Origin of the sequence: Crateriforma conspicua, from assembly GCF_007752935.1 — a bacterium.
Taxonomy (GTDB): Bacteria; Planctomycetota; Planctomycetia; order Pirellulales; family Pirellulaceae; genus Crateriforma; species Crateriforma conspicua.
In genome coordinates this window covers 818249-839080 of the sequence record NZ_CP036319.1, presented here as the reverse complement: position 1 = coordinate 839080, position 20832 = coordinate 818249, and the positions used below count along the sequence as shown (strand labels likewise).

The 20832-nt window shown below is 58.3% G+C and carries 15 protein-coding genes; 9 read left to right on the top strand and 6 right to left on the bottom strand.

Translation table 11 applies throughout. The features are described 5' to 3' along the window. Positions 1-291: 291 nt before the first annotated feature. Positions 292-1143: a hypothetical protein gene (locus tag Mal65_RS03035; RefSeq protein WP_145293538.1), complete on the top strand. Its 852-nt coding sequence runs from the start codon at positions 292-294 to the stop codon at positions 1141-1143. 50 nt (positions 1144-1193) lie between these two features. Here the strand turns inward: Mal65_RS03035 and Mal65_RS03030 are convergent, their stop codons facing one another. Both Mal65_RS03030 and Mal65_RS03025 read right to left on the bottom strand, forming a co-directional pair. After that, on the bottom strand, positions 1194-3512 hold the full coding sequence (locus Mal65_RS03030) for a HEAT repeat domain-containing protein (protein ID WP_145304588.1): 2319 nt from the start codon (positions 3510-3512) through the stop codon (positions 1194-1196). Between the two features lie 180 nt (positions 3513-3692). Beyond that, positions 3693-4571, bottom strand: a complete 879-nt coding sequence (locus Mal65_RS03025; RefSeq protein ID WP_145293536.1) for a hypothetical protein — start codon at positions 4569-4571, stop codon at positions 3693-3695. Positions 4572-4831: 260 nt separating this feature from the next. Between Mal65_RS03025 and Mal65_RS03020 the strand changes: the two genes are divergently transcribed. Next, positions 4832-5167 (top strand): cupin domain-containing protein, encoded by a 336-nt coding sequence (locus Mal65_RS03020; RefSeq protein WP_145293534.1) that lies wholly within the window; start codon positions 4832-4834, stop codon positions 5165-5167. Between the two features lie 79 nt (positions 5168-5246). Here Mal65_RS03020 and Mal65_RS03015 read toward each other — a convergent pair whose 3' ends face one another. After that, complete coding sequence (locus Mal65_RS03015; RefSeq protein WP_145293532.1) at positions 5247-5753, bottom strand: GNAT family N-acetyltransferase; 507 nt, start codon at positions 5751-5753, stop codon at positions 5247-5249. A 325-nt stretch (positions 5754-6078) separates the two neighbouring features. On the opposite strand from Mal65_RS03015, the gene Mal65_RS03010 reads away from it, so the two are divergent. After that, the gene (locus Mal65_RS03010) at positions 6079-6927 is read left to right on the top strand and encodes a response regulator (RefSeq protein WP_145293530.1); all 849 of its coding nucleotides are present in this window, start codon (positions 6079-6081) and stop codon (positions 6925-6927) included. Positions 6928-6950: 23 nt separating this feature from the next. Here the strand turns inward: Mal65_RS03010 and Mal65_RS03005 are convergent, their stop codons facing one another. Next, positions 6951-7988 (bottom strand): galactitol-1-phosphate 5-dehydrogenase, encoded by a 1038-nt coding sequence (locus Mal65_RS03005; RefSeq protein ID WP_145293528.1) that lies wholly within the window; start codon positions 7986-7988, stop codon positions 6951-6953. 421 nt (positions 7989-8409) lie between these two features. Between Mal65_RS03005 and Mal65_RS03000 the strand changes: the two genes are divergently transcribed. From Mal65_RS03000 to Mal65_RS02985, 4 genes are all read left to right on the top strand, one after another. Beyond that, the gene (locus Mal65_RS03000; protein ID WP_165701029.1) at positions 8410-11466 is read left to right on the top strand and encodes a PVC-type heme-binding CxxCH protein; all 3057 of its coding nucleotides are present in this window, start codon (positions 8410-8412) and stop codon (positions 11464-11466) included. After that, on the top strand, positions 11463-12092 hold the full coding sequence (gene hisH / locus Mal65_RS02995) for an imidazole glycerol phosphate synthase subunit HisH (RefSeq protein WP_145293524.1): 630 nt from the start codon (positions 11463-11465) through the stop codon (positions 12090-12092). The genes Mal65_RS03000 and hisH overlap by 4 nt, the downstream gene beginning before the upstream one ends. Then, positions 12089-12628 (top strand): hypothetical protein, encoded by a 540-nt coding sequence (locus tag Mal65_RS02990; RefSeq protein WP_145293522.1) that lies wholly within the window; start codon positions 12089-12091, stop codon positions 12626-12628. The genes hisH and Mal65_RS02990 overlap by 4 nt, the downstream gene beginning before the upstream one ends. A gap of 141 nt (positions 12629-12769) precedes the next feature. Further along, positions 12770-13831 carry an efflux RND transporter periplasmic adaptor subunit gene (locus Mal65_RS02985; RefSeq protein WP_145293520.1) on the top strand — a complete coding sequence of 354 codons (1062 nt, stop codon included), beginning with the start codon at positions 12770-12772 and terminating at the stop codon, positions 13829-13831. Positions 13832-13842: 11 nt separating this feature from the next. On the opposite strand, the gene Mal65_RS02980 is transcribed toward Mal65_RS02985, so the two are convergent. Next, a complete protein-coding gene (locus tag Mal65_RS02980) occupies positions 13843-15831 on the bottom strand; it encodes a TolC family protein (RefSeq protein WP_196784519.1) in 1989 nt (662 codons plus the stop codon). A gap of 155 nt (positions 15832-15986) precedes the next feature. Beyond that, positions 15987-16664 (bottom strand): CPBP family intramembrane glutamic endopeptidase, encoded by a 678-nt coding sequence (locus Mal65_RS02975; RefSeq protein WP_145293518.1) that lies wholly within the window; start codon positions 16662-16664, stop codon positions 15987-15989. A 331-nt stretch (positions 16665-16995) separates the two neighbouring features. Between Mal65_RS02975 and Mal65_RS02970 the strand changes: the two genes are divergently transcribed. Both Mal65_RS02970 and Mal65_RS02965 read left to right on the top strand, forming a co-directional pair. After that, positions 16996-18276, top strand: coding sequence for a DUF1552 domain-containing protein (locus tag Mal65_RS02970; protein ID WP_145293516.1), 1281 nt, complete (start codon positions 16996-16998; stop codon positions 18274-18276). Between the two features lie 11 nt (positions 18277-18287). After that, a complete protein-coding gene (locus tag Mal65_RS02965) occupies positions 18288-20795 on the top strand; it encodes a DUF1592 domain-containing protein (RefSeq protein WP_145293514.1) in 2508 nt (835 codons plus the stop codon). Positions 20796-20832: the final 37 nt, after the last annotated feature.

Here is a 20832-nt window from a genome sequence, read left to right as displayed (position 1 = left end):
CGATTGTCGTGAAACGATCCAACCCCAAGCGACATCACATTGATAACAAAACGAGACTGCGAGCACAGGCAAGTGAAATCATTTCGACAACACCCACCACTCCGCGTGGCCAACCGACCAAACAGGCGTAAGTTCCTTTATATACGTGATTTGCGTCAATAAACCGGGCGTCGCAAAGCGTTCTGGCATCCGCGATGCGTTTCACGGCCCTTGAAATCGGTCGCGACGGCCGAACGCACTTTTTCACCGCCCCCCCGGGCTCTCCCACGCACGCAAGGGACGCATTTGACCATGACCCGCATTTGGACCCTGACTCTGTTGGCATTGACGATCGCTCCGGCAACGGTCGCCTTGGCCAATCACGACACGCCACTGTACCGGGCGGCCGACTATTACCGCGACGCGGTTCGCGAATTTGAAACGCACAGCGATCGCGCCCGATACCTGGATTCGTACACCGAACGAGCGATCGATCGTTTGAATTCGGCCGCCAACCTGCTTCGTACCGCCGCCCGCGACCCTCGTAATACGGACCGATTGTTGGACCGATATTACGATGTGGTGGGTCTGCAGGACCGGATCGAAGCGACGTTGTTTTCCAGCGGCTATGCCGATCCGCGTTTGTCCGCTTGCTGGACCGATGTCCGCCGCGCTTTCACGATCCTATCGACACATTTGGAACTGGGCGGTGCCTACGGCGGCGCGGTGACGCGTCTGCCACAGACGCTGGATCCCGGATACGCGTACGGCGGATACCGGTCGTCGTCGGTACCGATCACGCCCAACGTTCCGCAAACGATTCCGGTTCCGCCGCCGATCAGCGTTCCTCCGATCACGTCACCACGCACATTGGCGGTACCGCCGATCTTTTCTGCGACGCCCCGTGGGATCACCGTCGACGACTATCGTGCTTACAGCCCGCTGGACAGCGCGCCGCGCCGAACTCCGTCAGGTTTGCCGCAATCGTGCGACCGATTTGACACGCGTGATTTTGACTACCGGTCCAGCTTGTATCGCAGCAGCGTGCCCGCACCCTATGGAACGCGACACATCCATGCACCGGAGCATTCACGGCGCGTGACGCGATCGCCCGCGGGCGACTTGATCACCATCGGCGCGCAACTGATGCGTTTGATGGACTAGGCATCAACCCTGGGGCAAAGCCGTTGAAGTGGTCCACGAACCGACGCGGACTACTTCGACGCTTCTTCTTCCGCCATCTTTTGCTTCATCAATTCGACCACCATCTGATACTGGTCGACATCGGGAGCAAGTCTTGCGGCCAATTCCAGTCGCTGAAGCGCTTCGTCATAGCGACCTGCCAAGTACAGCGCCAGTCCACATCGATGTTGGACGTCGGCGTTCTCTGGTGCCAGATTGGCGTCGCGGATCAACAACGGCAACTCTTCGTCGCGCAGCTTAGCCGCGTATTGCTGGTATTGTGCGGCGGTCGGTCCAGGTTGCTGGGACGCCATCCGTTCCAACAATGACGCAAGGTTCGTTCGCGGGCCCGTCATCGCCGGTTGGATCCGCAGCGCGTTTTGGTATGCCTTGGCGGCTTCGTCCAGTTTCCCGGTCCGTTCGTTCAGGATGCCCCATGTCATGTGGGCACCACCACGGTCACCACCGATCATCAGTGTCTGTTTGACGTTTTTCAGCGCTAGGTCGACTTGGGTACGCTCGGATGATGTCAGCGTGCCATAGGCATCCGATTGAGCCAGTGTCCGCGTGGCTTCGTCTCGCACCAGCGGTGAAGTGTCTTGGAGCGCGGGCACCAACGACTTCCGCGTCATCGTGGGCGGTGCGACTTGCATGACCGAGGCGGCCGCGGCGCGGACGATGGGTTCGTCGGTGGTGTCGGCCAAAATCTCCTTAGCCGCATCGACGATATCTCGCAGTTCACTGTCACCCACCGGACGAAGGGTCAGTTCGCGGAGTGCCGTGGCCCGTGCAATGGGCGGATAGGGATAGCCACCACGAGTCTTGGCGACCTTGATCAATCGCTTCACACCGTCGGGGTCACCACGACGAAACGCCGCAATGTCTTCGCCCCAGTGTTTGGGCGTTTGCCGGTCTTCGCCGTACCACTTTTCACAGGCGTCTTCGCACCACTGGTCGGTCTTGCGAACCGCGTCGGCCACCGGCTTGATCCCCGCCTGTGCGGCCAACAACCAATTGGCGTATTCCTCCAGCGGGTACATCTTTTCGATCGTCTTCCGATCCTCGTCGCTGACCTGTTTCCGGACGTCTTCCAGCTGATCCATCACGTGACAATCGCTGCAGGCGTTGGGTGTACCGATCGCCAAGGACAGATCCGGGCGTGGCACCCGCATGCTGTGGTCACGTCGCGGGTCGACCGCCATGTAGGTCGCATCGGGCATGTGGCAATTCACGCACATCGCCCCTTCGGTGCCCGGTTCGTGGTGATGGTGCGACGGGACGTCATACTTGCCGGCGGCGTGCTGGTGACAGTTGGTACAGACTTGATTGCCGGGGAACTTGAGCTGCAACGAATGCGGATCATGGCAATCGGTACAACGAATTTTTTCGTGGTACATCTTGCTTTGGATGAAGGATCCGTAGACGTACACTTCGTCTTTGATTTGGCCGTCGGCGTGATACGTGGCTTCGGTCAGCGTTTCCAGCTGGAAATGATCGTGATAGGGATCACCGGGGTGGAAGGTTTCATCCAACAACGCCCGCCGACTGTGGCAGGGCGCGCACGTTTCAATCTGCGGACGCGGATTATCGCCTTTCAGTTTGGCCAGGCCATATCCATGGTTGCGATCCCAAAACAAGGACCGGCTGTTGGCCAATTCCACGTGCAGACTGCCCGGACCGTGACAGGCTTCACAGCTGACGTCGATTTCTGAAAACGTCGTGTGGTACTGGTTGGTCTTCAGATCAAAGTTTTCTTGCAAGTTGGTCGAATGACATTCGGCGCACATGATTTGCCAACGCTGTCCGATGCCGGTCCAGTGCAACGGATCGTCGGGCTCCATCTTTTCAAAGACGTCTGGCGGTGACAGGTAAAACCATTCGCCTTTTTCGGTGTCCCAGGTCAGTCGCAAGACTTGCACTCGCGCGACCTGGTCTTCGGGCATGTCATCGGGCCGATCGAATTCGACCATGTAGTTTTGCAGCGGCGTGTAACCAAAGACGTACTTGACTTCGAAGTCCTCCATTTCTCCGGTTTCGCCTTCGGTGTTCACCATGAATTTGTCGCCGTCGCGATAAAACCGGCTGGTGATTCCGTATTGCGTGAACGTGACGTCACCAAAATCCGCCAGGACGGTCTCATCGGTCGCCACATCCATGGCCAGATCGTGATGAGAATCCTGATACAGCTTGGCTTCTTCCTGGTGACAATCCACGCAGGCCTCTCGCCCCACAAAGGTTGCCTGGTACTCGGCAGGCTTGGCCGACCAATAATCGGCGGCAACCGCGGCGGTCACGACCACCAGCGTGGCGACAACGATCAATAGCGGCCACCGCGCACGACCGCGTCGCATGCGAAAGGAAGGGGATGAAGAATCGTCGGGTCGGAGCGTCAAGGGACTGTCAGTCGTCAAATCGGGGCGGGGAATTGTGTCGCCATCGCGACCATTGCATCGGGCAGATCCTGATCGGCTTGTTCGACACATCGCGTGCCGGACGCACCGGAGATCCCATTGTGGTTCAAGTCAACGAAATCAACGAGGCAAAACCTTCAGCGATGGCACCTCATCAGGCGGCGGACCCAATGCATCGGGCACCGAAAGGCTGGGGGCGTCCAAGGGCAGCTCGTCATGCGTCGGTGGATGACCCATCGGTCGTGGCGGTATCGGGGCGGGCGGGGGCAACGCCGGACGAACATTCGGTCCGGGCTGCTGATGTTCGGTCGGGCGCACCGGATGCCGGCGCGGGTCGGTGGGACGGTGGTCTTGATTGCGGGCTGGGACACGGGAGGGGGAATTCCAATTCGGATCGCCATCGCCCGACCGCGTCAGCGGGTGCCCATGGGCCATCGGCCGTGATCCCAGCACGACGCCCGCTTGTCGCCGCAAATCATCGACCATCCGAATCGTCGCCGGATCGGCATCACCCACGGTTCGATTCCACTTTTCTAATTGACGTGCGGTCCGCAACAACTGTTCGGCCAACTTTGCGGCCACGTCGTTCGCCGGTCGGGGCGGTGCCGACGGGGGCAACGCGTGCGGAACCAGCGAAGGGTCCAACGTTGATCCATGCAATACGCTTTTGCTGCTGCGCAGGTGCTCCAAAATTCCGCCCAGAATCGAGGGGTCGTCCGAACCAGGGGCTCCGTTTCCCTGCAACGCTTCCTTGATCTTGTTCATCACCGCGTCATCGGCATCGGGGGTGCGAAGCGTCGGAGCGGGCGGCAATTCGGCGGGCACTCGGATCTGAGGATCTTGCGGCACATCGTCCACCGGCTGGGGCGCAAACTCTGGCGGAACCGCCAAAGCCATCCCCGCGCAAGACGTAAACAGGCCCAACCACACGACCAGAACGGTCGCGGAACAAGGCGTCACGCATCGCCACAGCACTGCTGGGCAACAGGATTGTTCCATCGCTTGTCTCCCTTCGAAAAAATGCCCTTTTGCCCAAGGAATCACTAACGCCGGCCATCACCATGACAAACGCCGCGCGTCTCCGGCCCACATCGGCACCCGTTTCAGCATGGACAACCGCCATTGTCGCGGACAGGTCACTGATGTGCGACGGGTGCCTGTCGAAACGGATGTCCTGGGGTAGGATTGGACATCACACCGCAGGGAACATCCCGCCCCTTCCCCTTTCGGACAAGCACCACTGGACCACGGAACGTTCGATGTACGATTCGATTTGTCATCCCGACGACTTTTCCTGGAAAGAGTCCGACTTTCCCGGCGTCACGAATAAGGTCCTGAACACCAATCCGAATACGGGGGGGCTGACGGTGCTGACCCGGATGGACGCGGGCGCTGAAATTCCGGCGCACCACCATGACATCGCCGACGAATTGGTCTACGTGCTGGAAGGCGATTTCATCGAAAATGGCCAACACTATCGTCCCGGCACCGTTTTCTTTGCTCAGGCGGGAACGAAACACGGCCCCCACCATTCCCAGCACGGGTGTGTGGTGCTGACCCAGTTTTCCAAGACCCTGGACTTTGTCTTGGACTAACGATTACCAACGGTGTAGCCCGTATTTGGGGCGTGGTTCGCGTTTCGGCATACCCAGTGCCCCCGCATCTTGCTGCGAATCAGGCGGGCGGCGTGGCATCGCCTAACTTGTTTTCCATAAAGACCGCGGCCCCAAACGTCGGGTCCAGTTGATAGCGTTCGAACCCGAACTGTTCATAAGCGGCCACCGCGCCCCGGTTTTCCGACAACACCTCCAGCGTCATCTTGCAACACCCGCGACGAATCGCGATGTCGCGGGCCGCATTCAACAGTCGTCTGGCGATCCCACGGCGTCGATAGTCTTGATGGACGATCACGTCGTGGATGTTCAACAACGGACGCGCCGCGAAGGTGGAAAACCCTTCGAAGCAATTCAACAGCCCGGCCGGGCGATCGTCGACGTACGCCAACACGCTGTCGGCATCATTTCGGCTGGCCAACCGCGATGCTAAGTTCTGGCGAACCTCCGCCGACAAAGGCTCTCCACCGCCGCTGACGTCGCTGGCATAGTGATCCAACATCGCAACCAGGTCGTTGGCATGTTGGGAATTCTGATAGTCGACGGCGACAAGTTCAATCTTGCTCATGACATCCCGGCGGTGGCACGAAGAACGGAGACTGCGTGGCGGACGTTGTGGTCGACCAAACGCGGCCCTGTAAAACACAAAGTTTCCGAAACAACACGGACACCAACCAGCCATCGAACGTTCGATCGACAGAACGTCCGCAGCCATGGGGGGAATGATATCCCGTCGGCGTGCCAGCAGTGCAGCCGACAGCCACCTTGCGTCACGCATGGTCGACATCCCGTCCACGTCCGCTGCCAAACGGGATACAATAAATGGTCTTTCGGTTCGACGTTGAATGAGGCGACGTCAATAGCATGCCCATCATGGTGTCAGGAAACCTGTCATGGCCAAAATCTTAGTAGCCGAGGACAGCCTGACGCACATGGAAGTGTTGCGGTCGATCCTGGAATCCGACCAGCACGATGTTGATTGCGTCGAAGACGGCCAGCAAGCGCTGGACTATCTGAACGACAACAGTTGCGACGCCATCGTGACGGATCTAAACATGCCGGTTCTGGACGGGTGCCAACTGGTTCAACATCTGACCAACAGCGATCCGGAAATTCCCATCGTTGTAGTCACCGCCCGCGGCAGCGAATCACTGGCGGTTGACGCTTTGGCCATCGGTGCGACCGACTTTGTGCCCAAGGATTCGTTGCAACAATTGTTGACAAAGGTCGTTCGACAAGTTTTGGGCTACCGCGTGGCCGAGGCTCAGGCATCAGGTCTGGCGGGACAGCTGCGTAAACCCGAGTTCTATTTCAAGCTGACCAACGACATCGGTTCGATCCCGGTCGTTGCCAACTACTTGGTCACGACGATGGCGGCGGCCAAGTGCGGAAACCCCAACTTGCGTTACCGAACGGCAACGGCAATGGCCAGCGCAATCTTCAACGCGATTCAGTACGGGAACCTGCAGATCCGCGAATCACAGATCCTGGACCCTCAACACGCCGACGCGGCCGACTGTGACTTGGCGGTGCGTGTCAAAGTCAGCATCGCGAATTCCGACACACGGATTTCGGTGGCCCATGAAGGCAAAGGGGCCATCACACGAACGACCCCAGCGCCCGGCACCCCCGAATCTTTTGAAATCGAACAGTGCCGCGGCTTGATGTTGATGACCAGCTTCATGAACGATGTGATGTTCAATCACCGTCGCAGCGAAGTCACGCTGGTCGTTCAGCACTGACCACATCGGTGCTCGTGCTTGGATCAAGTCTGGGGACAGACGATGACCTTCATTTGATCCGGGTCACCCTTGTAAAGCCGATCGAACCACTCGGGCCCCTGTGCCAACGAGATCTTCTGGGTGATCAGCGGACGAACATCGATGATGCCTCGGGCCATCATGTCGATGCACTGGGGATACTCACCGTTGCAGCCACAGGTGCCTTGCAACCGAATTTCACGCGTGACCACCGACTGCAGCGGCAAGTCGATCGTCGGCGTGACGTTTCCGACCAGGGTCACGCAGCCACCTTTGCGAACCGATTCGATCGCGGTCTGTACGGTCGGTGTCATCCCAACGACTTCCATCGCCACATCCGCACCACGTCCGCCGGTCATCTGAATGACCGTTTGTACCGCGTCGACCTGGCTGCTGTTGATCACGTCGGTGGCACCAACGTCTTGGGCGACCTTCAAGCGACGATCATTGATGTCGATGGCAATGACGCGTGATGCACCGGCGGCACGAACGGCCTGGATCGTCAGCAAACCGATCATCCCCGCACCGACCACCACCGCCGTATCGCCCAGGGTAATGGGGGTCACGTTGGCCGCGTGTACCGCCACCGAAACCGCTTCGACCAGGGCGGCATGTTCCAACGGCAGACCGTCGGGCAAGCGATACACGATTCGCCGTGGAACACTGATACGTTCGGCAAACGCACCGTGGCGACGGTAATCGCCACAACTGACGCCCAGCACCATGCGGTTGTCGCACAAGTTCTGGTGACCGGAACGGCAAAATTCACATTGCCCACAGGACACCATCGAATCAAACGTGACGGCATCGCCGGGTTTCAGGTCGGTCACATTTTTGCCGGTCCGAACAACGTTTCCCGCCGCCTCGTGCCCCATCACCAACGGTGGAATCCGGCGGCCACTGCTGCCGTCATAGCCGTGGATGTCGCTGCCACAAATTCCACATGCTTCGACCTGGACCAGAACGTCGTCAGGTCCGACCGCCGGTTCATCGACGTCGGTGACTTCCAAGTTTTTGTATTCGGTCAGCAAAAGAGCTTTCATGACGCTGGCAGGTTTCAATGAGGGCGGGGAATGCGAAAACGGGAGGCGGACGAACGGGCGTTTGGCCACGCCGGCGGATGACCGCGTGGCGGCATTCGCTGAGGACCGCTTGGCGGTATTCGCCGGGCCCCAGCGTGGGCAAAGTCGCACGGCGCAGCAAATGTTAATCGTCCGCGAGCCAAATCGACAGCATGTGATCTGAAACGAGCCCGTAAAACGATTACTTTGGATACGGCACGATCACCTGATCGATGACCGACCTGCGGTCTTGCCACGCTTTTCCGCCCATCGTCCCACCCATCACATGCGGCCCGCCTTGATGCCTTCGATCGAATCTTTCCGGTGCTCCGCCGGTCGCCCCTTCCCCCGACACGGCAACACGCAACGGTTCCACTTTCCGGCCTTGGTCGTCGGGATGTTGATGACCATCGCCGTCACAACCGCCGGCGCCGACGATTTCCCCACGCCGATCAACAACGATCGCGACGGCGACGCTCCGGTGATGTCGGCCGAACAGGCGGCATCCACCATGCAATTGCCCGACGGTTTTTCCGCACGGGTTTTTGCCGCCGAACCCGACGTTCAAAATCCCATCGACATGGCTTGGGACGCGCGAGGTCGACTGTGGGTGGCGGAAAACTACACCTATTCCGATCGCAGCGAACGTTTCAATCGCAGCCTTCGTGATCGAGTCCTGTTCTTTGTCGACCAAGACGGCGACGGTCGTTCCGACCAGCGACACGTCTTTACCGACGACGTGCAGATGTTGACCAGTGTCGAAGTCGGGCTCGGTGGCGTCTGGCTGATGTGCCCGCCGCAGTTGCTGTTCATCCCCGATGCCAACGGTGATGGCGTGGCCGACGGTCCGGCCGAAGTCATCCTGGATGGATTCGAAGTCGCCAAGCAGAACTATCACAACTTTGCCAACGGCCTGCGATTCGGTCCCGACGGTTGGCTTTACGGACGCTGTGGCGGATCATGCCCGGGACGAATCGGCACCCCTGGAACCCCCGACGAACAACGCGTTGCACTGGAGGGCGGCATCTGGCGGTATCATCCGACCACGTCCGCGGTGGAAGTGATCAACGCGGGAACCACCAATCCCTGGGGCCACGACTGGAACGAAGCGGGTGATCTGTTCTTTACCAACACGGTCATCGGCCATCTGTGGCATGGAATCGCGGGCGCTCATTTTCGGCGGCCCTTCACGCTGGATCCGAATCGCCACACGTATCAACTGATCGACTTTCACGCCGACCACTGGCACTTCGACACCGGCGGAACATGGCAGGCGTCGCGCGATGGTGCGGCCAACGATTTCGGCGGCGGGCACGCCCATTGCGGGGCAATGATTTATCGCGGCGGCAAATGGCCGAACATCTATGACGGAAAACTGTTCACTTTGAATTTGCACGGTCGGCGGGCCAACGTGGAACGGTTGGAACGCATCGGCGGGGGCTACGTTGCCCGGCACGAACCGGACTTCATGATCGCCAGCGATCCTTGGTTCCGCGGCATGGAAATGTCGTACGGGCCCGATGGCGACGTCTATGTTCTGGACTGGAGTGATACGGGCGAATGCCACGAACACACCGGCGTTCATCGCACCAGCGGACGCATCTACCAAATCCGCTACGACGGTGACGACTCAAGTGCAACACCCAACGCTTTGGCGGGTTCGCCGCACGACCTACGTGCGAAGTCGGTGGAATCATTGGTCGCCCTACATACCAGCAACAACGCTTGGTTCGTTCGACAAGCACGACTGGTGCTGCAATCACGCCAAGTCGCCGGTACGCTGACCGCGGACGACATTCGCAAAATCCGTGCGACTTGCCGGATCGCCGCTGACAGCAAACTGCAAGCCCGATTGTCCCGCACACTGTGGGCGCTCCGCTCACTGAACGATGCCGATTTGGAGCGTCTGCTGAAGCATTCCGACGAAACGATGCGTGCGATCGGCGTTCGCGCCATCGCTGATTCCTGGCCCATCGACGACGTCATGGGCCCGTGGCATGCATCGCTAAAGGAATCCGACGAAGCCTTCTCCGGTGCATCGACTTGGCTGGACCGGCTGATTGAACTGGCGGAAACGGAAGATTCTGCTTTGGTGCGACTTAGCTTGGCGTCGACGCTTCAGCGGTTGCCCGTCAGCCTGCGGACCAAGCTGGCGTCCCCCTTGACCCGACGAATCCAGGACGAAGGCGACCACAATATCCCGCTGTTGATTTGGTACGGACTGATGCCGGTGGCGGAACAATCGCCCGACCAGTTGGCATCCCTGTGCGTGGATAGCCGACTGTCGACAATTCGACGGAACGTGACGCGTCGTTTGGCCGAAGACGTCGCAACGTCTCCGGAACCCTTGACACAAATCCTGCGTGGCATCGCCGCTTCCGACGATGCCGATGCAGTGGCCGATGTCATCAGCGGTTTGTCCGCTGCGGTTCGCGGTGTCCGTCGGGTGGACCGTCCTCTGGGATGGGATACATTCGCAGCTTCGGCCAAACAGAACGGCTTGTCACGTCAGATCCAAAACCTGGACGTGGTCTTTGGCAACGGACAGGCTTTGGAAGCCATCACCGATCTGGCACTCGATGGATCGGCGGATCCCGCGCAGCGTCTGTCGGCCGTCCAAACGTTGATCGACAGTCGTCCAGATAATCTGTTCGAAGTCTGCCAGAAACTTCTTCGCGATCCACGAACGAATGTGGTCGCGGCCAAAGGTTTGTCGACGTTCGACAACCCCGAGGTCGCCCGCATGATCTTGGCACAGTACAACCGGTTTCGCGCGCCCCGCAGGCCGGAAGTGGTGTCGCTGTTGGTCAGCCGCGTTTCCTTTGCCGACCAATTGATCGACGCTTTGGAAAGCAACAAGATCCCACGTGCGGATGTCACCGCGTCACAGGTCCGCCAAATCCACAGTTTGGCGGATGCTTCCCTATCGAATCGCATTGACCGCGTCTGGGGCAAGGTTCGAGTCAGCCCGATCGAAAAACGACGCCAAATCGAAGCGTTGAAATCGGACTTTGCGACCGGCGTCTTGAAAACCGCCGACGCGCGACGCGGCCGATTCCTGTTCGAAAAAAATTGTGGGACCTGCCACCGTCTGTACGGATCGGGCGGCGACGTCGGCCCCGACTTGACCGGCGCGAACCGATCCAACTGGGATTACATCTTGGAAAATGTGATCGATCCCAGTGCCGTTGTGGACAAGGACTTTCGCATGACCGTGGTTTTGCTAGCCGACGGCCGGGTCGTCAACGGCTTGGTCTTGGACGAAAACGACCGCACCTGGACGATTCAGACCGCAACCGACAAGATCACAGTGGCTGCGGATGAAATCGAAGAAGCCCAAAAGACTGAAAAGTCTGCGATGCCCGATGGTTTGATCGATGCGATGTCCGATCAAGACCGCCACGACCTTTTCGCGTACCTGACAGGTCCGACTCAAGTCCCTTTGCCGGAACAACCATGATCACGATCGTCGACTACCAGATGGGCAATCTGCGGAGCGTCCAGAAAGCAATCGAGCGTGTCGGCGGCCAAGCCGAAATCACATCCGACCCACAGACGATCGCCGGAGCCCAGAAACTGATTCTGCCAGGGGTCGGTGCCTTCGGTGATGCTATGGACGAAATTCATCGTCGCGACTTGGCCGCGCCGATTCGCGATTTCGTCGCCTCGGGCCGGCCATTTTTGGGGATCTGTTTGGGATTGCAGTTGTTGTTTGACCGCAGCACCGAACACGGCGAACACGAAGGTTTGGGGATCATCAGCGGCGACGTCGTTCGTTTCGAACTGGACGACAGCTACAAGGTTCCTCACATGGGATGGAACCAAGTCCAACGCAAAAATGATGCCCCGATTTTAAAAGACATCCCCGACGGCACACACTTTTACTTTGTCCACAGCTACTACGTACGCCCCGACGATCCCGATGTCGTCGCGTTGACATCCGACTACGGCGGTCCGTTCTGTGCGATGGTGTGGAAAGAAAATGTTTACGCGTGCCAGTTCCACCCGGAAAAGAGCCAAGCGGATGGACTGAAACTGTTGTCCGGTTTCAATGATTTGCCCGTTGCAGGTACGGTCGCCTCATGACCCACCCCGCCGACGCAACCGCTCGCCCGAATGATGCACTGCCGCAGGATGTTCTGCTGGGCATCGGCAACTTCACGGTCCACTTCCATTGGCAAAAAGACCGGTTTTGCCACGACGTTGCTTTCGGCGATCAACCACTGCTGCAATCTGTCGAAGGAACGGGCGAAGATGTCTGGCCTGATTCGGCACCCCTACAACAAGTGTCCGTTGAATCGATCGGTGAACGTTGCGTCGCCTTGGGCGTCGGTGCCAGCGGAACCAGCCATTTCAGCGTCAGTGTCGAACCGGAATCCTGTACCGACGATGCATGCACCATTCGATTTGAGTGGGCGTGCCGCAGCAAGGAAGCCCCAGCGGACCCTCGGTCGACCTATCAATGGCCCGCCGAACATCGATCACTGATCGACATCGCCGCCGAACCATCGACTCGCCAAGACACCGACGGTACATCGGTTTGTCTACGACCGACCTCGGAATCCGGCCCGACGTACGTTTGGGCCTATCGGGTGACCGTCCGCCGTCCGGTGGGTGAATAACCCGCACGATTGCTACGCCAGGAATCGACCTGCGGCCAAGACGCTTGGAAATCATTGAATCGACTTGCCCCGGCGACTAGCTTTGCCGGCAAGGCCCCCGGGGCCCGTTCACCCGCCTTGCGTCTTGGGGATCCAGGTTCGATGTCATTGTTTTCCGCTGCCCAAACAAGCCAATGCCGATCGTTGTTACCCAAAGCGTTTTGCGATCTTGACCTAACCGGCTGCACCGTGCTGGCCATCATGTCGTGCGTTTTCGCCGGCCATGTGATCGGGCAAACGCCACCGGAAAGCAGTGTCAGCGCAAGCCCATCGCCGGAATCGACCACAACGTCAGCGATCATTCGGGTCGATGCCCAAACGTCGCTGATTCAAAACACGACGCTGGCATCACCGATCAGCGGGATCATCCAAAGCATTCATGTCCGCGAAGGCGATTCCATCGAACCTGCAGCATTGATGGTTCAATTTGCCGACGAAGAAATCAATGCGGAATATCAAGCCGCCAAAGCCGCCTACGAAGCCGCCGTCATCGAAAGCCGCAACGATGTCGACGCTCGGTACGCCCAAAGGTCGCTGGACGTTCATCAACAAGAATTGCAAAAGTCACAACAGGCCAACCAGCGTTTCGCCGGAGCGATCAGCGGAACGGAAATCGAACGATTGCAATTGGTCGTCGACCAATCCACGCTGGCGATCGAACAGGCGGATCAACAACGGGAAATCGCCACGGCTAAAGCAAAGGAAAAACTGGCGGCCGTTCGTCTGATCGAAACCCGTTTGACCAAGCACCACTATCAATCCCCCATCGGCGGTCGCGTTGCCGAAGTCATGGTCGAACCCGGTCAGTGGGTGGAACAGGGCAAACCGCTCGTTCGAGTCATCTCGCTAAATCCGATTCGTGTGGAGTGCTTTGTCGACGGTCAGCGTTATGGCGATGAATTGCTAGACGCCAAGGTGGAATTTCGCTTGCGTGCGACCAGCATGGCCGGTGGTGCGACCCCCAGCATGGCCAGTGCAGCGACCCCGATGACCGCATCGTCGGGCCCCGAAACATGGACCGGGAACGTGACCTTTGTTTCGCCGGAACTGCACCCGGTCACCGGTCAAACACGTCTTTGGGCACGAATCGACAACCCCGACCGACGGTTGCGTGCCGGCATGAAAGGAACGATGTCGATTGAAATGGGACCGGTGCCGCGTTGATGCCGGGTGAATCAGGGGTGATCTTCCACCAGGGATTCTTGTGTACCGCATGGCCCATAAGCGACGTTGATCCCTAGATCGGTTAACAGGGTCCCGGTCACCGCGTTCAACTGAATCAATGACAGGGAATACCTGCTTTGGTCTTCGGCCATTTGCTGTTGTGATCGCACCAATTCCTGTTGAGCATCCAGCAAGAATTCGATCTGAATCTTGTCGTTCTCATACAGCGCCAACGATGCGTCGTACCGATCTTGGGAAGCGTCTAGGATTTCTTTTGACACCGTCAACGCATCATAGGCCGCGTCGACTTCGCTGTACGCATCACTGATCTCGGTACGCAAAGCGGTTTGCTGTTGATCCAGAATTGTCAACTGTCGATTCAGCTGCAGTTTCGCGTTAGCCACCGCTGCCTTTGCCTGGCGTCGACCAACGGGAACGCCCATTTCCAGCCCGAACTGCCACTCCTGGTGGTCGAACGAATAGAAATCGTCGAACGCGGAACTGAAACGATCCAGACCGTCACCGAACAGGTCGTCGCCGAACCCGCGAACGCGATATCGTCCGATCAGATCGACTTGTGGCAACAAGAAGTTCTTTGCCGCGATCAAACGATAACGTTCCTGTTGAACGCGAATCGATTGTCGCCGCAGTTCATCGCGATAACTGAGACCTCGCTGCACCAACGCAGGAAAATCGAACACATATTTCACGTCGGCCGGCGGATCAACGGGAAACAGAATCGTGCCTTCGTTGATGGGCATACCCAACATTTGTCGTAACCGACGTTCCGTGACCAGTAGTCCGGATTGTGGCTGGTCCGCATCCAACACGTTGATGATCTGACGTCGCAGTTGATAGTAGCGGGAACGTGCCTGAGCTTCTTTATCGGCTTCGCCACCCTGCAAGTCTGCCTCGCGTCGTGCCAGGGTCGATTGCCAAGTTTCGTAGGCCATCTGCTTGGCCTCCAACAGACTTTCCAGCGACTGATACTCTCGGCGAAGCGTCCAATAGGTGGCATACAGTTCTTGAACGAAATCACGCAACGCGATTCGAAAATCGATATCGCTGATCTGCGTGTTCATCCTTGCGATCAAGATGCCGTTGGAAAAGTTGAATCCAGGACTGGCATTGGGTCCGGCGATTTCATTGAACGTCCGCCCGGCACCACGCAGCAGCGGCTGACGCACCCCGGCTTCGAAATAGGATTCCCAGTAATTGGGAAACCGATTGCCTTGCCGATTGTTGTTGTCGTACAGATGCACCCGCTGGATATCAAAGACCGCACCACTGACCGACCGCTTTTGCCATCCGATTGTCGCTTCGGCGGTGTCCTGCACCAGTTCCTGAACCTCACCGCCCAGCGTCGCGTTGTTGAAAACACGGTCGTTATTGGCCGTGTTCAGACTGGCGGAAAGCTGACTGTCAAATTCCGCCAACGCGGCGGCGGGCCCAAAGAACGGGTCGGTGACTTCGATCGCCCGATCGTACGCCGTGGTCAATGATTCGGGATTGGACAGAACGCGAATCCCCAGCGAACGGATCGCCGGCGCATCGGTCAACGCGATGGTCAGCATTTCGGCTTCGCTTATCGGTCGCCTTGGCGGTAACCCGTCCGCGCCACCACCACCCGTCCATAACTCCGGACCGCCGATCGTTGCGAATCGTTGATCACCGCCGGTCAGCGGATCCCACTGTTGTTTGAATGCGGCATCATCGGCGGTGACATCACTGGCGGACTCGTGGGACGCCAGTCGCCAAGGGCTTCCATGTTTGCCGGCAGCCGCTCCGGCGATTGTGTCGGCACCACGAATGGACGCATCGGTTGGCGATGGAACCGGCTGTACCGATGCAGCAGATGGTTTGACCGGAACGCTGCTTTGAGCGATTTGCCAAGCGGGTCGATGGCCTCGGCATCCGCCCATGATCACCAGGCATGCAACGATCCATCGACTGTGCAAACAGCGATAGCGATCAAAGATTCGTGCACGCGGCAACAACACGGCGGGTTCTTCCTTGAACCAAAACGTCGACAGGGATCCATTGTCCTCATCGGCGCCGTGTTCCAGTGGCAACACCCCAAGCAATTGAAACTGAACAAGACGATTTCACCGGACCGGAATGGCCCGGCAACATCGCTAAGACCCGACCGGATCGATCAGTCGACCGATTCGTCAAGGTCGACCGAATCCGAACTCTTTTGCCAAGCCGTCATCATCAGCTGGACGGCGTCATAGGTCGCATGCGCCGCGATGGGAATCAAAAGATTTCCGCTAAGCAGCAGCAACACGCCCAAGTACAGACCGATCACCGTTGCCACCACGACGTACAGCCGAGTGATCGGATGAACCAACCCGAACGCGATCGATGATCCGATCAGACCGATGCCGATTTCAAGTGGCCCCGAAACACCGCTGGGATTTTCCGATAACCACTGCATCAGCCAGCCGCGGAACAGGAGTTCTTCCCCGACGCCGGCGCACAAGCTGATCAGAATCAATTCCAGCGGCCCCAACTGCAACAACAGACGCAGCATCCCGTCGTCGCTTAGGCGTTCCAATTCGCGAACCGATTCCAACGGCAAGCGACGCAAGACGGCAATTCCCAACAACATTGGAATCGCGGCGGCCATCCCATAACCGATCCCCAAGACCACCGGCGACCAGACATCCCACTGAAAAACGCTGAGGTCGATCTTTGGAACCAGGGCACGCGGGTCCGGCCCCAGCAACCACCCCAAAAAGAGTGCAAGCAGGCCCAGCGCCGATTCAAAAATCACCGCGGTACGGAATACATCGTCCGCCGTTTGTGGTGCTTCGTCTTCTGAATCGTCCATCCGTCTGACCGAAAATCCTATTCACGCTGGAACCAGCGGGTGAGACCGCCGGGAGTTCCCGTTTCGTCGTTTGCCGCCTGAATCCGGCGGTCCATACGATCGTCCGAACGGCCGCCGGCTCATTCAAACACCGTTCGGATAGCCTAGCCCTTTTGCCTAGCCCTGGGGACGGGCCCGGGCGGCGATCTGTGTTGAATTGATCCGGCACGGTCGCATATCCCGGCCAAATAAATTTTGCCGCGACCGCTGGATCGCTTAGAATCATGGGTCCTGCCCGGCATCGCCTTCCTCCACACCCTCCCGCCCACCTAGAACAAGGGAATCGCGTTCGATGCGAAATGCCCCCCGCGGTCGTCGTGGCTTTTTGAAAGCCGCGGGCCTGACCATCGCCCTGCCGACGATGGAATCGCTGCCTCGCAAAGCCCAGGCCGCCACCACCGAACCGACGCCGATGCGAATGGTATGTATCGGAAACATGCTGGGGTTTTATCCCGGCGCGTTTTGGCCCAGCCGAGCAGGCGATCAATACGAGCTGTCGACGACGCTGAAGCCGTTGGAAAGCCAGCGAGAAAATCTGACCGTGATCTCGGGTTTGGACCACGGCGTCAAAGGCGGTCACTTTGCCATCCACGCATTTCTTTCAGGCGTTCGCCACGTCGATGCCGCTTCGCAGCCCGACGGCAACATCACCGTCGATCAACGGGCGGCCGAAACGATCGCCGGCAAAACACGATTCCCGTCGTTGACCATCGGATCGGAAACGGGCATCCACGGCGGATGCCAGATGTCGTGGACACGCAGCGGCACTCGGGTGCCACCGATTCCGGGACCGCATGAGTTGTTTCAGCGACTGTTCGTCGGTGATGCCCAGGCGGATCGACAGAAAGCCATCGACCGTTTCCGCCTGCATGAATCCATTCTGGATGCGGTCAATGATGACGCAAAGTCGCTGGCGAAACGGCTGAACCAACAAGACCGTGACAAGCTGGACGAATACTTCACCAGTGTTCGCGAGGTCGAACATCGTTTGGAATTGGGCGAACAATGGTCGACCATCCCCAAGCCTAAAACGGAACTGCCGGCGCCGGACAACACCAACATGGTGGACGATCTGCCGGTCCTGTATGACTTGATGGCTTTGGCACTACAGACCGATTCGACGCGTGTCGCAACGCTGGAGATTGGCGGCGACTTTGCATCCAGCCGATTCGGATACCGCAAAGGTTATCACGCGCTTTCCCACCACGGTCAGGTCCAGGAAAGCATCGATGCGTTGATCGACATCGAGACCTATCAAGTCCAGCACTTTTCCAATTTCCTGGAAAAGCTTTCGAAGATCGATCAACAGGGTCAATCGCTATTGGATCGAACCATGGTTCTGTTCGGCAGCGGCATGGGCAACGCGAATTCGCATACCAACACCAATTTGCCAGTGATCTTGGCCGGTGGCGGATTCCGGCACGGTCGGCACTTGGCATTTGATTCATCCGCCCATCATCGACCGCCGCTGACAAACCTGTTCTTGACGATGCTGAATCGATTCGGTGTTCCCGCCGACCGCTTTGCAACCAGCACCGGTACGCTGCGTGGCATCGAAGTGGCCAACGGATAGGAACATCGACAATGCATTGGTTTCAAAGATTGGTGGCGGCATCACCCTGCCTTCGCCGACCGCTGGGGTGCGTGATCGCGTTGGCCTGCATCGTGGGCGTAAGGTCGCCGCAGGATTGTCCGGCCGACGACTTGGCGGCTTTTGTGGCGACATACTGTGCCGACTGTCACGGACCAGACACGCAAGAAGCCCAGCGTCGTTTCGACCAGATCAATTACCGGCAGCCGAGTACCGATGATGTGATCCTGATGACTGAGATTGTCGATCAGCTGACGCTGGGCGACATGCCTCCCCAAGACGCGGATCAACCTGCTGAAAAGGTCCGACTGGCGACCACCGAATCCCTTCGCCAATCGATCGCCCGCGTCCAACAGGCGTCCCAAAGTACGAACCGCCAAACCGTCCTGCGGCGACTGAACCGGGACGAATATCGCCGCACGATTGCCGATCTGTTCGACATGGAAATGGCCATGTTTGATCCGACGCTTTCGTTTCCCGCCGATACGGTTGGCGGATCGTTCGACAATGTCGGTGACGAATTGGTCACTTCCGCCTATCTGTTGGAACACTACTTGGACGCCGCCGACCAAGTGGTGGAAAAGGTGTTTCGGCAATCACGTGATGTCCCGGAACAAACCTGGAATTTCCGCGGTCACTTTTTACAACAGCCTGAACTTAACCCGGCCCACAAGGAAGCTTTTGACTATCGCTATCTGTGTCTTTACGACAGTCCGCTGGCCGATCGACCCGAAGGTGCCTACGGACCGTTGTTGGATTTTGAACAAGGCGTTCCGGTCGACGGAACCTACGAAATCCGCGTACTGGCCGAAGCGAAAAACCGTGACACACCGTATCCGGCCGACCAGCTTGGCATTGAACTAGACGAACCGTTCCGTCTGGCAATCGTGCCTGGCGATGTGGCTTTGAAAGAACAGCACACGATGCAACCGATGCAGCCTGTGTTGGCGCAATCCAAAGTTCCCGATGACCAGCCGACTTGGCTGACATTTCGCGTGCCGCTGGATCAAGGATTCGCACCACGTTTTACTTTCCCCAACGGAATGGCCGAAGTCCGACCTCTGTATGTTCGTTTGGTTCGCAAGTACCCGGAACTGTTGCCAAAAAACAAGCGAAAAAGCAGCGGCATCTTTGTCGATCGCAAGACGATCATTCGTGACGGCTTTTTGCCACACATCCGAATCCACCAGGTCCAGATCCGTGGCCCCATCAACGCGGGCACACCAACACGCAGCCAGCAAGCGGTGCTTGGCGAACAACCATTCGCACCGGAGCGGACGCGAGAGATACTGTCGGCATTTGCGTCCAAAGCCTACAGACGTCCGGCCAGCCCGGCGGAGGTCGATCGGCTGATGTCGGTCGTTGCCGTTCGCAAGAAACAGGGACGCAGCGATTTCGAAGCTTTCCAAGACGCGATTCGCGCCATTTTGTGTTCCCCCGCGTTTCTGTACATGGATCCCGACGTGGACGATTCGGCGGACCACTTGTCCGACTATGCGATCGCGACGCGTCTATCGTATTTCCTGTGGGGGACCATGCCCGACGCTTCGTTACGTCGATACGCGGCGCAGGGGCAACTGTCGGACCGGGCCGTTCGTGCCGAACAAGTGGATCGTTTGCTGAATGATTCCCGCAGCGATGTCTTGATTCGTCGTTTCCTGGACGGATGGTTGCGGCTGAGCGACCTGGGCAGCCAACCACCGGATCGCAATTCGTTCAAGGCGTACTACAAGGACAGCCTGGAAGACGACATGCGTCGTGAATCCGAGTTATTCCTTCGGCACTTGATTGACAACGACCTGCCGGTGACAGAATTCCTGACCGCCGACTATTCGTTCATCAATCGCGATCTTGCCCGCTTGTATGGCATCGCCGATGCGATCCCCGGGGATCAGGCTGACCAATTCCGCCAGGTTCATTTTGACGATCCGTTGCGTGGCGGACTGTTGGGACAAGCCGCCGTGTTGACGGCCACTGCCAACGGAATCGAAACGTCCCCAGTGATTCGTGGCGTCTGGATGCTGGAAACCGTTTTGGGCCAATCCGCACCGCCACCGCCGGACGATGTACCGGCGATCGACCCTGATGTTCGCGGTGCGAAATCAATCGTCGATTTGTTGGAAAAACACCGCAGCGACCAAGCCTGCAATCAATGCCACCGAAAGATCGATCCCTTGGGTTTCGCTTTGGAAAGCTTTGATCCGATTGGACGTCGTCGCGATCGATACAGCAATAAGATTACCATTGAAACAGGTGGAAAACTGCCCAGCGGTGAATCGTTCGAAGACCTAGGGGGGCTGAAAACGCTGTTGGCCCAGCGGCGATCCTTCTTTGCACGATCGTTTGTCGAAAGCATGATGACTTTTGCACTGGGTCGGCGTTTGGAACCTCAGGATCGGCCGACGGTGGACGCCATCTGCGATTCGGTCGCGGACGAAGATTATCCGGTCCGTCAATTGATCCACCGCTTGGTCGAATCACCGGCATTTGTCAGTCGCTAGGAAATCAGCGGCAAACGACGTGCGAGGCTGGTGAAGG

Bases quoted from the DNA above. Each gene is read 5' to 3' on its own strand.
- Mal65_RS02990 (WP_145293522.1), top strand. From the start codon at position 12,089: ATGACCCACCCCGCCGACGCAACCGCTCGCCCGAATGATGCACTGCCG.
- Mal65_RS03035 (WP_145293538.1), top strand. From the start codon at position 292: ATGACCCGCATTTGGACCCTGACTCTGTTGGCATTGACGATCGCTCCG.
- Mal65_RS03010 (WP_145293530.1), top strand. From the start codon at position 6,079: ATGGCCAAAATCTTAGTAGCCGAGGACAGCCTGACGCACATGGAAGTG.
- Mal65_RS02965 (WP_145293514.1), top strand. From the start codon at position 18,288: ATGCATTGGTTTCAAAGATTGGTGGCGGCATCACCCTGCCTTCGCCGA.
- Mal65_RS03000 (WP_165701029.1), top strand. From the start codon at position 8,410: ATGACCATCGCCGTCACAACCGCCGGCGCCGACGATTTCCCCACGCCG.
- Mal65_RS02985 (WP_145293520.1), top strand. From the start codon at position 12,770: ATGTCATTGTTTTCCGCTGCCCAAACAAGCCAATGCCGATCGTTGTTA.
- Mal65_RS03020 (WP_145293534.1), top strand. From the start codon at position 4,832: ATGTACGATTCGATTTGTCATCCCGACGACTTTTCCTGGAAAGAGTCC.
- Mal65_RS03015 (WP_145293532.1), bottom strand. From the start codon at position 5,753: ATGAGCAAGATTGAACTTGTCGCCGTCGACTATCAGAATTCCCAACAT.
- hisH (WP_145293524.1), top strand. From the start codon at position 11,463: ATGATCACGATCGTCGACTACCAGATGGGCAATCTGCGGAGCGTCCAG.
- Mal65_RS02970 (WP_145293516.1), top strand. From the start codon at position 16,996: ATGCGAAATGCCCCCCGCGGTCGTCGTGGCTTTTTGAAAGCCGCGGGC.
- Mal65_RS03025 (WP_145293536.1), bottom strand. From the start codon at position 4,571: ATGGAACAATCCTGTTGCCCAGCAGTGCTGTGGCGATGCGTGACGCCT.
- Mal65_RS03005 (WP_145293528.1), bottom strand. From the start codon at position 7,988: ATGAAAGCTCTTTTGCTGACCGAATACAAAAACTTGGAAGTCACCGAC.
- Mal65_RS02975 (WP_145293518.1), bottom strand. From the start codon at position 16,664: ATGGACGATTCAGAAGACGAAGCACCACAAACGGCGGACGATGTATTC.
- Mal65_RS03030 (WP_145304588.1), bottom strand. From the start codon at position 3,512: ATGCGACGCGGTCGTGCGCGGTGGCCGCTATTGATCGTTGTCGCCACG.